This is a genomic window from Streptomyces sp. NPDC048664 (genome assembly GCF_040650555.1).
Classification (GTDB): domain Bacteria; phylum Actinomycetota; class Actinomycetes; order Streptomycetales; family Streptomycetaceae; genus Streptomyces.
In genome coordinates this window covers 1-12,812 of record NZ_JBEZHK010000003.1, presented here as the reverse complement: position 1 = coordinate 12,812, position 12,812 = coordinate 1, and the positions used below count along the sequence as shown (strand labels likewise).

Here is a 12,812-nt window from a genome sequence, read left to right as displayed (position 1 = left end):
CACCTAGGCCTGGGCTCACCCGGCCGTCTTGCGCGCCAGCGCGTTGTTCCCGATCGAGTTGCGCACGCTGAAGCTGACGGCGTCCGACCGGTAGCGGTCGTCCGACCACTCCACCGGGCGCCCTTCGCGCGTGGTCGTGACCCGGCGGACCCGCAGCAGCGGGCTGGTGCGGCGCACCCCGAGCAGTTCGGCGTCCTGGGCGCCCGCCGAGACCGCGTCGATCACGTGTTCCCCGTACGCGAAGACCAGGCCCGTGTCCTCGTACAGCCGCTGGGTGACGGAGGCGCAGCCGGGCTCTATCGCCGCCACGGCCGGTGAGATCCAGTCGGCGTACACGGTCCGCTCCAGCAGGACCGGCTCGCCGTCCAGCCCCCGCACCCTCAGGACGTGCAGCACCCGGCTGCCCGCGGGCAGTTGGAGGCGCACCGCGTCCTCCTTGGTGGCCGGCCGGTACTCCTGCGCCACCACGTGCCCGGTCGCCTCGCGGCCCATCGCCCGCGCCCACTGCGCGAAGCTGCGCAGCTCGGCGAAGCTCTGGCTGCGGCGGCTGGCCAGGACGACACGGCGCGCCCCCTGCCGCGAACCGATGAGTCCCTCGGCGGTCAGGGCCGCGACGGCCTGGCGGACCGTGCCCCGCGAGACGCCGTAGTGGGACGCGAGGTCGGTCTCGGTGGGCAGCAGCGCGCCCACTGTGTACTCCTCGCGGTCGATCGCGCGTCGCAGCTCGTCCGCGATCTCCTCATGTCGGGCCGGCATGCTTCCCCTCTGGTCTGACAGCTGTGCACAGTCTGGCCAGCGTAATCGAGACCTGAGCGTGATCTGCACCGATCGCGAATGTGCAGGCAAGTAGTGGTCAGGGTTTCGCCTCCGTTCACGAACACGTCACCCACGACGGGCGTACTGGGGCCAACTTGTTCAGACAAGTCCTCCCTCCCCATCTGAGCCTTCATGCGTACTCCTGGAGAGACCGTGACCGTGTTCCAGCCGAGAACGGCCGCCCTCGCCGGTGGCCTCGTCGTCGCCGCCCTCGCCCTCAGCGCCTGTGGCGCCGCCCCCGACGACAAGTCGACCACCGCGGACGGCAAGAGCGCGGCCTCCGCGACGTCGGCCGCGGACTTCGGCGGCCTCGACGCCCTCGTCAAGGCGGCCAAGAAGGAGGGCGCGCTGCACGCGATCGCCCTGCCCCGCGACTGGGCCAACTACGGCGCCCTGCTCGACGGCTTCCAGAAGAAGTACGGCATCAAGGTCACGGTCGAGAACCCGGACGGGACCAGCTCGCAGGAGATCCAGGCCGTCGCCTCCCGCAAGGGCCAGGACCGCGCCCCCGACGTCCTGGACATCGGCAGCTCCTTCACCGCCAGCGCCGCCCAGCAGGGACTGCTCGCCTCGTACAAGGTGGCGGGCTACGGCGACATCCCCGCCACGCAGAAGGACCCGCAGGCCCGCTGGTTCAACGACTACGGCGGCTACGTCTCCATCGGCTGCGACGCCAAGCGCGTCAAGGAGTGCCCGACCACGTTCAAGGACCTTCTCAAGCCCCAGTACAAGGGCCAGGTCGCGCTCAACGGCAACCCGACCAAGTCCGGTTCGGCCTTCGGCGGCGTCTACGCGGCGGCCATCGCGAACGGCGGCTCCTTCGACGACATCCAGCCCGGCATCGACTTCTTCGCCAAGCTGAAGAAGAGCGGCAACTACACGCCCGTCGAGTCGACGCCGGCCACCGTCGAGAAGGGCGAGACCCCGATCAGCATCGACTGGGACTACCTGAACGCCGGCTACTCGCAGGAGTTCAAGTCCAAGGGCCTGGACTGGAAGATCGCCGTCCCGAGCGACGGCAAGTACGCCCAGTACTACTCGCAGGCCATCAACAAGAACGCCCCCCACCCGGCCGCCGCGCGCCTGTGGGAGGAGTACCTGTACAGCACCGAGGGCCAGAACCTCTGGCTCCAGGGCCACGCCCGCCCCGTGCTGATGCCCGCCCTGGACAGGGCCGGCACGCTGGACAAGACCGCGGCCGCCGCCCTCCCGCAGGTCAGCGGCACCCCCTCGTTCCCGACCAAGGCCCAGCAGGACAAGGCGAGCGCGGTCCTGACGCAGGGCTGGGGCAAGGCCGTCTCCGGATGACCGCCGTCCTCACCGAGGCCGAACCGGCGTCCGCCGCTGCCCCGCAGCAGCGGCGGCGCCGCCGTTCGTTCGGCGCGCTCGCCGTCCTCCCGCTGCTGGCGTTCACGGCGATCGCCTTCGGCGTCCCCGCCCTCGCCATGCTCAACGGCGCCTTCACCGCCACGGACCAGGCGACCGGCGCCACCTCGTACACCACGGCCAACCTGACCGACTCCCTGCACGGCGCCTATCTGACGGCGCTGGCCGGCAGCATCAAGCTGTCCGCCCTCTCCGCACTGATCGGTACCGTCTTCGGCCTGCTGCTCGCGCAGGCCGTGGTCACCTCCCGCTTCCGGGCCGTGCGCGAGGCCGTGCTGACGGCGTCCGGGGTCCTCGCCAACTTCGGCGGCGTCCCCCTCGCGTTCGCCTTCGTCGCCACCCTGGGCAACTCCGGCGTGGTGACCCGGCACCTGGGGCTCCAGGACAAGGGCTGGAACCTCTACAGCTTCTGGGGCCTGGTGATCGTCTACCTGTACTTCCTGATCCCGCTGATGGTCCTCACCATCACCCCCGCGCTGGAGGGCCTGCGCGTCCAGTGGCGCGAGGCCGCGCAGAACAACGGCGCCACCGCCTTCCAGTACTGGCGGCACGTGGCCCTGCCCGTGCTGCTGCCCTCGCTGCTCGGCGGGTTCGTGCTGCTGTTCGGCAGCGCGTTCGCCGCGTACGCCACCGCCGCGGCCATGGTCGGCAGCGCCGTCCCGCTGGTCACCCTGCAGATCGCCGACGCCCTCGGCGGCAACGTCCTGGTCGGGCAGGAGCACGTGGCACTCGCGCTCAGCCTCGACATGGTCCTTGTCGCGGGCCTGGTCATGGCCGTGTACCTGCCCCTGCAACGACGGAGCACCCGATGGCTCGCCTGAACCTGTGGCGCTGGGCCGTCTGGGCCTTCGCCGGCCTGTACTTCCTGGTCCCGCTCGCAGCCTCCGTGATCTTCACGCTGGACGTGCCCGGCCAGGGCGTCACCTTCGACGCCTACACCAAGATCGTCTCCACCTCCGGCTTCACCGCCAGCCTGCTGCTCTCGCTGGAGCTGGCCGCCGCGACCATCGCCCTGGTCCTGCTGCTGATGGTGCCGGCCATGGTCGCGCTGCGGCTCGGCGCGCCGAAGCTGCGTCCGGTCGTGGAGGTGGTCTGCTCCCTGCCCCTGGTCGTCCCGCCGATCGCCTTCGTCGCGGGGCTGTCCACCGTGCTCAAGTGGGGCCCCGACCACCTGTCCCGCACACCGCTGTTCCAGACGTTCGTGGCGATCCAGAACCCGGACTTCCCGTTCGTGCTGGTCCTCGCCTACGTCGTGATGGCACTGCCGTTCGTGCACCGGGCCCTGGACGCCGGACTGCGCGCCATCGACGTGCGCACCCTGGTCGAGGCGGCCCGCAGCTGCGGGGCGAGCTGGCCCAGGGCGCTGGTCCAGGCCGTGCTGCCCAATCTGCGTGCCGCCCTGCTGAACGCCTCGTTCCTCACCCTGGCCCTGGTCCTCGGCGAGTTCACCGTCGCGCAGCTGCTCGGATTCACCCCCTTCGCCGTGTGGATCTACAGCATCGGCGGCGAGCAGGCCCAGCTGTCCGTCGCCGTCTCCGTGCTCAGCCTGCTCGTCACCTGGGCCCTGCTCCTGTCGCTCGCCACCTTCGGCGGACGCTCCCGTATCACCTCCCGTACCGCCGCCAAGGGATGACCCACATGACCCTCGACAAGGCCGCCACCGTCGAATTCCGCGGACTGCGCAGGGAGTTCGGCCCGACCCTCGCGCTCGACGGACTCGACCTGACCGCCCGGCCCGGAGAACTCCTCGCCCTGCTCGGCCCGTCCGGCTGCGGCAAGACCACCGCGCTGCGCATGCTCGCCGGGTTCGAACACCCCGACTCCGGTGAGGTGCTCGTGGACGGCGAGGACGTCACCCGGGTCCCGGCACACCGCCGCGACGCCGGAATGGTCTTCCAGTCGTACAGCCTCTTCCCGCACCTGAGCGTCCTCGACAACGTCGCGTTCGGGCTGCGCATGCGCAAGGTGGGCACGGCCGAACGCCGCACCCGCGCCGCCGAACTGCTCGACCTGGTCGGACTCGGCGACAAGGGCGCGCGCTACCCCCACCAGCTCTCCGGCGGGCAGCAGCAGCGGGTGGCCCTGGCCCGCGCCCTGGCCCTGCGCCCGCGCGTGCTGCTGCTGGACGAACCGCTGTCCGCGCTCGACGCCAAGGTGCGCCTGACGCTGCGCGAGGAGATCCGGCGGCTCCAGCAGGAACTCGGCATCACCACCCTGTTCGTCACCCACGACCAGGAGGAGGCCCTGTCCATGGCGGACCGTGTCGCGGTGATGCGCGCCGGGAGGCTGGAGCAGTGCGCGGCCCCCGCCGATCTGTACGGCCGCCCGGCCACCGCCTTCGTCGCCGAGTTCGTCGGCACGATGAGCCGCGTCCCCGGCTGCCTGGCCTCGGGCTCCGTGGAGGTGCTCGGACAGAAGCTGCCCGTCGACGGGCGGACGCCCGACGCGACCGAGGTGGACGTGCTGGTGCGTCCCGAGGCCGTCCGGGTGAGCGCCGACGAGAAGGGCGACGCACGCGTGGTCGCCACGGCGTTCCTCGGCGCGAGCGTCCGGTTGACGGTACGCCTCGCCGACGCGACCGAGGTCAAGGCCGACCTGCCGGCCCACGAGGCGTCCGGCCTGGCCGCCGGCGCCATGGTGACGGTGACGTTGCCGCCCCGCCCGGTGCTGGTCGCCGAGCGCGCCCGCTGACCTCGCCCGCTTCCCTCGATCTCCCCCCATGAAAGAGACAACCGTGACTCAACTGCCTCTTCAGGCTGTCCTGTTCGACATGGACGGCACGCTCGTGGACACCGAGCGGCTGTGGTGGGAGGCGGTGGAGCGGGTCGCCGGCCGGCTCGGCGGCACCCTGACCGAGCGGGACCAGCCCGAGGTGCTCGGCCGCCCCGTCGAGCACACGGCCGCCTGGCTGGCCGGGGTCACCGGGGCCGCGGCCGAGGACGTCGCCGCCGACCTGCACCGCGAGTTCGCCGACCGGGTGCGCGACGGCATCGTGCCCCGCCCGGGAGCGCTGGACCTGCTCGACGCCCTCGCGCGCGAGGGCGTGCCCACCGCGCTCGTCACCGCCTCCCCGAGGTCGGTCGCCGACACCGTCCTCGACGCCCTGGGGCCGGAGCGCTTCGCGGTCACCGTCACCGCGGACGACACCCCGCACACCAAGCCGGCCCCCGATCCGTACCTGGCCGCCTGCCGCGCCCTGCGGGTCGACCCGGCCGCCTGCGTCGCCGTCGAGGACACCCTGACGGGGGTGGCCTCGGCCGAGGCCGCGGGCTGCGCCCTGCTCGCCGTCCCCTCCCTCGCGCCGATCGAGGCGGCGCCGGGGCGGACCGTGCGGGACAGTCTGGAAGGGGTCACGCCCGCGACCCTGGCCGCCCTGCTGCCGTACGCACTGAAGGTGATGAGCTGGAACCTGTGGCTCGGCGGCAGCGAGGTGGACGAGCACCGGGCCAAGCAGCTCAAGGCGATCCTGGAGACCGGCGCCGACGTGGTGGGCCTCCAGGAGACGGGCGGCACCGCGGCCGGGGAGCTCGCCGAGGCGCTCGGCTGGCACCACCACCGGGCCGGGGAGAACCTGGGGGTGATCAGCCGCCATCCGATCACCGCCCGCTTCGGCGATCCGGACGTGGGCTTCCACGGGGCGGCGGGCGTACGGATCCGGGTCGGCGCCGGCCACGAGGTCGACGTCTGGACGGCGCACCTGCACTACACGCCCTACGGGCCCTACGAATCGGCCTTCGACGGGCTGCCCCCGGCGCGGCTGATCGCCCACGAGGACAGACGGCTCACCGAGATGCGGGACACCCTCACGCGGATCGGCGCGACGCGCGACGACCACGTCCCCGTCGTCCTCACCGGCGACTTCAACTGCCCCTCCCACCTGGACTGGCCCGAGGTCGCCTGGCCCGTGACGAAGGCGGCCGAGGAGGCGGGGCTGCGCGACTCCTACCGCGAGGCGCACCCGGACCCCCTCGCCGACCCGGGCCCCACCTGGTCCCCGATCCACCCGGTGCACGAGGACGGCAGCGGACGCCCGGAGCCGCAGGACCGTATCGACTACGTCCTGCACCAGGGCCTCACGGTGCTCGACGCGCGCACCCACGTCAGCGGGACCCCGCGGCCCTGGCCCCACGTCAGCGGCAACGACTGGCCCTCGGACCACGCCGCGGTCGTCACCACGTTCGCCGTGCCGCGCACGCGACAGCCGGCGGACGCCGTCTGACGCCCCGTCCTGAGCCGGCCGGCCCGGGGGTTACCGGGGGCAACCGTTGCGATCGTCGCACGTCATCCCGTAGGTTGTGCGATCTCGCTACCAGCGGGTAATCCCTGCGGGTGGTCGATGCCTGGTCGAACGCCTGGTCAATGCCCGCCCCAGCCACCCGATCGTCCTGCCGCCCTGGGGAGTTCATGCGCCGGTTCTTCGGTCGTCCCACCACGGTCCGCGCGCGGATCGTGGCGCTCACGCTCGCCCCGGCGGTCGCGCTGATGACGATGTGGAGCTTCGCCATGGTGTCCGTCACCGGCGAGGTCCGCGCGCTCATCCGGGTCCAGGGCGTGTACGTGGACTTCGCCTCACCCGTGGACGCGGCGGTCGGGCAGATCCAGATCGAACGACGCCAGGCCGCCGCCTACCTGGGCGGACCCAGGAGCTCGGGAGCCCCCGTCGCCCTGCTGGAGCAGGAACGCCGCACCGACCGGGCCGTGGCCTCCATGCGCGAGGCGATCCGCGACGGGGATCGCGGCCGGCTGACCGTCCGCCAGCGGCAGGTGCTGGACTCCGTCCTGACCGCCACCGACGGGCTGGAGGGGCTGCGGCAGCGCGTCCTGTCCCGTGACATCTCCTTCGACCGGGCGGTCGCCGAGTACAGCACCCTCGTGGAACCGGGCTTCGCCGTGCAGTCCGCGCTCACCGCCCTCCAGGCCGGCCAGCTGGCCCGCGAGGCGCAGGTGGTCAGCGAGCTGGTGCGGGTACGGGAGTTCGTCTCGCGCGAGGACGCCCTCGTCGCCGGCGCGCGGGCGGCCGGACGGGTGTCGGACGCCCAGTACGACGCCCTGACGGCGACGATCGAGGACCGGCGCGTCTTCGAGCGGACCTATGTGCCCTCGCTGCCCACCGACTCGCGTACCCTCTTCGAGGACTTCCAGCGCGGCTCGGTCCACCGGGCCCTGACCGACGGCGAGGACGCCCTGCTGCGGGCCGGCGCCGACGGCGCGGGCCGGGCCGTCGCGGCCGGTTCGTGGCGCACCACCACCGACCGTGCGGTCAAGCAGTACATGCTGCTGTGCACGCAGTCGGCGAAGAACTCCGCCGCACGAGGACGGGCCTTCGCCTACCGTGAACTGACGAAGGCGGCCGTCGTCGGCGTGCTCGGACTGGCCGCCGTGGGCCTGTCGCTGTGGTTCTCGGTCCGTGGCGCCCGGCGCATCTCGCGCCGGCTGGAGTCGCTCCGGGACGCCGCCGACGTGCTGAGCACACGTCAGTTGCCGGACGTGATGGAACGGCTGAGCGCCGGAGAGGAGGTGGACGCCCTGACCGCGGCGCCACCCCTGGCCGACGCCGAAGCGGGCTACGACGAGATCGGGCAGGTCGGCCGGTCCTTCAACGCCGCACGCCTTGCCGCGGTCGAGGCCGCCGTGAAGCAGGCCACTCTGCGCCGCGGGCTGTTCGCGGTGCTCCTCAACATCGCCCGGCGCAACCAGGCGCTCGTGCACCGCCAGCTCAAGCTGGTCGACATGCTGGAGCGGCGCACGGACGACCCGGACATCCTCCAGGAACTGTTCCGGATCGACCATCTGACCACCCGTATGCGCCGCCACGCGGAAAGCCTGATCATCCTCTCGGGCGCGGCACCCGGCCGCAGATGGCGGCGCCCCGTGCCCCTGGCCGACGTGGTGAGTTCCGCGGTCGGCGAGATCGAGGACTACGCGCGGGTCGTGGTCCCGCCGATGCCGCAGGTGGGTGTCGCCGCGGACGTCGTCGCCGACATCGTGCACCTGATCGCCGAACTCGTCGAGAACGCGGCGGTGTTCTCGCCGCCGCACACCCAGGTCACCCTGCGCACCGGCAGCGCCCACGGCGGCTTCGTCCTGGAGATCGACGACCGGGGGCTCGGCCTGAACGCCGAGGAGATCGACGAGGCCCACCGCACCCTCACCTCGCCGGACGACTTCGACCCGACGCGGCACGACCGGCTCGGGCTGTACGTGGTGGGACGGCTCGCCGCCCGGCACGGCATCCGGGTCACCCTGTGCCGCTCTCCCTACGGCGGTACGACCGCGGTCGTGCTGCTGCCGCAGGCGGTGCTCGCCGACGTGGAGCCTTCGGCGCGGCAGGACCACGCACCGGGCGACGCGCCGGACCAATCGCGCGACCACGCACCAGCCGCCGCGCCGGGCCACGCACCGGTCCACGCGCTCCCGCTGCGCCGCAGGACGCCACTGCCGGCCGCGGCGCCCACCCCGTCGCGGTCTCCGTCGAGCGGGGCGCCCCGGGAGGACGGGCGGGAGCACGGGCGCCTGACGGCGGTCCCCGCCAGGGACATGGAGGACGTGAAGCCGGTCGGATCCGCGAAGGACCCCGGGCACGGCCGCACACCGGACACCGTGCACCCCCGCTCCGCCGAGCGGGGAGCCGGTACCGCCCCGGCCCCCGGCGCGCCCGCCCTGCCCGTCCGCGTCCGCCAGACCTCCCTCGCCCCCGAACTGCGCACCGACGCGCGACCCGGCGCCGGCCCGCCCGCGCGCGACAGCGCCGGCGAGCCCAGCGCCGAGGAGATGCGGGACATTTTCGGCGCCTTCCAGCGCGGCCTGGACCGCGGCCGCAAGGGCGTCCCCACGACCACCGCGCCCGCCGAGCGGACCGGTACCCCCACGGAGCGAACCACCACCGAGGAAGGGACGGACGCCGACGATGCGCCCTGACCAGAGCCCTGAGTACGGGGACGAGGACACCCAGCCGCCCGGCACGGACCTCGGCTGGCTGCTCGACGACCTTGTGGCGAGGACCGACCACGTCCGCCAGGCCGTGCTGCTGACCGCGGACGGCCTCCCCCTGAGCTGCTCGGAGGGCATGCGCAGGAAGGACATCGAGCATCTGGCCGCGGTGTGCTCGGGCTTCCACAGCCTCGCGCACTCGGCGGGGCAGCGGTTCGGCGCCGGGCAGGTGCGCCAGACCATGGTGATGCTGGACGACGCCTATCTGTTCATCACCCCGGCCGGCAACGGGAGCAGGCTCGCCGTGATGAGCGAGGTGCAGACCGACGTCGGCCAGCTCGCCCACGAGATGGAACTGCTGGTGCGCCGCGTCGGCCGCCACATGGACGCGGCCATCCGCTCGGCCGCGGACCCGGGCGCCCTCTGATCCGCCGGTGACAGACGACCACTGGTACGAGGACGAGACCGGGTCGATGGTGCGGCCCTACACCGTCACGCGCGGCCGCACCCGGCCCTCGGACCGGCACATCATCGATCTGATGTCCCAGGTGACCGCCCTGGAGGAGCAGGACGGACGGCAGGGCCTGGACCATGCCGCCGCCGCCCTGCTGGAACTCGTGCGCCGCGGGCCGAGGCCGGTCGTGGAGCTCGCGGCGGACGCCGACCTGCCCCTGACCGTCGTCCGCGTCCTGCTCGGCGACCTCGCCGAGGCGGGCCTGGTGCGCGTCGACGCGCCGCGCCGGTCCCCGGCGGGCGGACCCGTGGCCGACCCCGGGCTGCTGCAGGAGATCATGGAGCGGCTGCGGGAGATCTAGGGCGCCACACCCCCTGTGACCTGCGTCTCGGTGACGCGGGCGGAGGGGGCGGCGTGCAACGAATCGCCGCCTGGACCCTCGCGGACGCAACGAACCGCGCACCCGCGCGCAACGGCTCCTCCTTGTTCGGCCAAGACCGCCGAACGTACCGTCTAACAGGCCCCTTCCGGGCCGTCCAACCCCTTCGGTACCGGTGGAGACCAAGCATGCGCACCGCCCTGCTCCAAAGCTCCGGACACCCCGGCTCCGTCGCCGAGAACCTCACGGTCCTCGACGCCGCCGCGGGCCGTGCGGCCGCCGCGGGCGCCGGGCTCCTGGTCACGCCGGAGATGTTCCTCACCGGGTACGCGATCGGCGACGACATCGCCGCGCTCGCCGAGCCCGCCGACGGGGACGGCGCCGACGCGATCGCCGACATCGCCCGGCGGCACGGCCTCGCCCTCGCCTACGGCTATCCCGAGCGCGACGGCGCGAGCGTCTTCAACTCCGTCCAGCTGATCTCGGCCGACGGGACCCGTCTCGCGAACTACCGCAAGACCCATCTCTTCGGCTGCTTCGAGCGCGACCACTTCACCCCGGGCGAGCAGCCGGTGGTCCAGGCCGACCTGAACGGCCTCCGCGTCGGCCTGATGATCTGCTACGACGTCGAGTTCCCGGAGAACGTCCGCGCCCACGCCCTGGCCGGCACCGACCTCCTGCTGGTCCCGACCGCGCAGATGCACCCGTTCCAGTTCGTCGCCGAGTCCCTCGTCCCGGTGCGGGCCTTCGAGAACCAGATGTACATCGCGTACGTCAACCGCGTCGGCCCCGAAGGGGAGTTCGAGTTCGTCGGGCTCTCCACCCTCGCCGGTCCCGACGGGATCGCCCGCACCCGCGCGGGCCGGGTGGAGGAGACCGTCCTCGCCGACGTCGACCCCGCCCACCTCGCCGCCTCACGCGAGGCGAACCCGTACCTGAAGGACCGCCGCCCCGGTCTGTACGGGTCCCTCGTCTGACCCCCCCGAGCCTCACCGAGTTCCCCCGCGCAAGGAGTCCGTACCCCATGACGTCCACGGTGCCCAACGCCGTCCAGCACACCGACGGGCAGCAGCCGCCGATCACCATGTTCGGGCCGGACTTCCCCTACGCCTACGACGACTTCCTCGCCCACCCGGCGGGCCTCGGGCAGATACCCGCGACCGAGCACGGCGCCGAGGTCGCGGTGATCGGCGGCGGCCTGTCCGGCGTCGTGGCGGCGTACGAGCTGATGAAGATGGGCCTCAAGCCCGTCGTCTACGAGGCCGACCAGATCGGCGGCCGGCTGCGCACCGTCGGCTTCGAGGGCTGCGACCCCGCCCTCACCGCCGAGATGGGCGCCATGCGCTTCCCGCCGTCCTCCACCGCCCTCCAGCACTACATCGACCTGGTCGGCCTGGAGACCAGCCCGTTCCCCAACCCGTTGGCCGAGGCGACCCCCTCGACCGTCGTGGACCTCAAGGGCGAGAGCCACTACGCCGAGACGGTGGACGACCTGCCGCAGGTCTACAGGGACGTGGCCGAGGCCTGGAACTCCTGCCTGGAGGAGGGCGCGGACTTCTCCGACATGAACCGCGCCCTGCGCGAGCGCGACGTGCCGCGCATCCGCGAGATCTGGTCACGCCTGGTCGAGAAGCTGGACAACCAGACCTTCTACGGCTTCCTGTGCGACTCGGACGCCTTCAAGTCCTTCCGCCACCGCGAGATCTTCGGCCAGGTCGGCTTCGGCACCGGCGGCTGGGACACCGACTTCCCCAACTCCATCCTGGAGATCCTGCGCGTCGTCTACACCGAGGCCGACGACCACCACCGCGGCATCGTCGGCGGCTCCCAGCAGCTGCCGCTGCGCCTGTGGGAGCGTGAGCCCCAGAAGATCGTCCACTGGCCGTACGGGACGTCCCTGAGCTCCCTGCACGAGGGCGGCGCGCCGCGCCCGGCGGTGACCCGCCTGCACCGCACCGCCGGCAACGCGATCACCGTCACCGACGCGAACGGCGACATCCGCACCTACCCTGCGGCGATCTTCACCGCCCAGTCCTGGATGCTGCTCTCCAAGATCGACTGCTCCGACGAGCTGTTCCCGATCGACCACTGGACGGCGATCGAGCGCACCCACTACATGGAGTCCAGCAAGCTGTTCGTCCCCGTCGACCGGCCCTTCTGGCTGGACAAGGACGAGGAGACCGGCCGGGACGTCATGTCGATGACGCTCACCGACCGCATGACGCGCGGCACCTATCTGCTGGACGACGGCCCGGACCGGCCCGCCGTCATCTGCCTCTCCTACACCTGGTGCGACGACAGCCTGAAGTGGCTGCCGCTGTCCGCGAACGAGCGGATGGAGGTCATGCTCAAGTCGCTCGGGGAGATCTACCCGAAGGTCGACATCAGGAAGCACGTCATCGGCAACCCGGTCACGGTCTCCTGGGAGAACGAGCCCTACTTCATGGGCGCGTTCAAGGCGAACCTGCCCGGCCACTACCGCTACCAGCGCCGCCTGTTCACCCACTTCATGCAGGACCGGCTGCCCGCCGACAAGCGGGGCATCTTCCTCGCCGGCGACGACATCTCCTGGACGGCCGGCTGGGCCGAGGGCGCCATCCAGACCGCGCTCAACGCCGTGTGGGGCGTCATGCACCACTTCGGCGGCGCGAGCGACCCGGTCAACCCCGGTCCCGGCGACGTCTACGACGAGATCGCGCCGGTGGAGCTTCCCGAGGACTGAGCGGGATCCCGAGGAACCGCGAACGGGGCGGGCACCGGTCGACCGAAGCACTGGCGACGGTGAACGACCCCGAGATCCAGCGGCCCATCACCGAGCTGGGGATGGTCAAGTCGGTGGAGATCGGT

12 protein-coding genes are annotated in these 12,812 nt (G+C 72.3%); 11 read left to right on the top strand and 1 reads right to left on the bottom strand.

The features are described from left to right. Window positions 1-15: 15 nt before the first annotated feature. The gene (locus tag AB0C59_RS03705) at window positions 16-756 is read right to left on the bottom strand and encodes a GntR family transcriptional regulator (protein WP_363000656.1); all 741 of its coding nucleotides are present in this window, start codon (window positions 754-756) and stop codon (window positions 16-18) included. A 213-nt stretch (window positions 757-969) separates the two neighbouring features. On the opposite strand from AB0C59_RS03705, the gene AB0C59_RS03700 reads away from it, so the two are divergent. The 11 genes from AB0C59_RS03700 to AB0C59_RS03650 form a co-directional block, all read left to right on the top strand. Continuing rightward, window positions 970-2,124 carry an extracellular solute-binding protein gene (locus AB0C59_RS03700; RefSeq protein WP_363000654.1) on the top strand — a complete coding sequence of 385 codons (1,155 nt, stop codon included), beginning with the start codon at window positions 970-972 and terminating at the stop codon, window positions 2,122-2,124. Next, window positions 2,121-3,023: an ABC transporter permease subunit gene (locus AB0C59_RS03695; protein ID WP_363000652.1), complete on the top strand. Its 903-nt coding sequence runs from the start codon at window positions 2,121-2,123 to the stop codon at window positions 3,021-3,023. Before AB0C59_RS03700 ends, AB0C59_RS03695 begins: the two co-directional genes overlap by 4 nt. Beyond that, a complete protein-coding gene (locus AB0C59_RS03690) occupies window positions 3,011-3,835 on the top strand; it encodes an ABC transporter permease subunit (protein WP_363000650.1) in 825 nt (274 codons plus the stop codon). Before AB0C59_RS03695 ends, AB0C59_RS03690 begins: the two co-directional genes overlap by 13 nt. A 5-nt stretch (window positions 3,836-3,840) precedes the next feature. After that, entirely contained in the window at window positions 3,841-4,893 is a 1,053-nt protein-coding gene (locus AB0C59_RS03685) for an ABC transporter ATP-binding protein (protein WP_363000648.1), read from the top strand. Between the two features lie 43 nt (window positions 4,894-4,936). After that, window positions 4,937-6,421 (top strand): HAD-IA family hydrolase, encoded by a 1,485-nt coding sequence (locus AB0C59_RS03680; RefSeq protein WP_363000646.1) that lies wholly within the window; start codon window positions 4,937-4,939, stop codon window positions 6,419-6,421. A gap of 185 nt (window positions 6,422-6,606) precedes the next feature. Beyond that, the gene (locus AB0C59_RS03675) at window positions 6,607-9,120 is read left to right on the top strand and encodes an ATP-binding protein (RefSeq protein WP_363000644.1); all 2,514 of its coding nucleotides are present in this window, start codon (window positions 6,607-6,609) and stop codon (window positions 9,118-9,120) included. Next, window positions 9,110-9,559, top strand: coding sequence for a roadblock/LC7 domain-containing protein (locus AB0C59_RS03670; protein ID WP_363000642.1), 450 nt, complete (start codon window positions 9,110-9,112; stop codon window positions 9,557-9,559). The genes AB0C59_RS03675 and AB0C59_RS03670 overlap by 11 nt, the downstream gene beginning before the upstream one ends. Window positions 9,560-9,566: 7 nt before the next feature. Further along, the gene (locus AB0C59_RS03665; RefSeq protein WP_363000640.1) at window positions 9,567-9,947 is read left to right on the top strand and encodes a DUF742 domain-containing protein; all 381 of its coding nucleotides are present in this window, start codon (window positions 9,567-9,569) and stop codon (window positions 9,945-9,947) included. Window positions 9,948-10,153: 206 nt separating this feature from the next. Then, complete coding sequence (locus AB0C59_RS03660; protein WP_363000638.1) at window positions 10,154-10,942, top strand: carbon-nitrogen hydrolase family protein; 789 nt, start codon at window positions 10,154-10,156, stop codon at window positions 10,940-10,942. A gap of 47 nt (window positions 10,943-10,989) precedes the next feature. Then, window positions 10,990-12,687 carry an NAD(P)/FAD-dependent oxidoreductase gene (locus AB0C59_RS03655; protein WP_363000636.1) on the top strand — a complete coding sequence of 566 codons (1,698 nt, stop codon included), beginning with the start codon at window positions 10,990-10,992 and terminating at the stop codon, window positions 12,685-12,687. 5 nt (window positions 12,688-12,692) lie between these two features. Continuing rightward, the coding region (locus tag AB0C59_RS03650) for an iron-sulfur cluster assembly protein (RefSeq protein ID WP_363001236.1) at window positions 12,693-12,812 on the top strand (120 nt) is incomplete at its 3' end.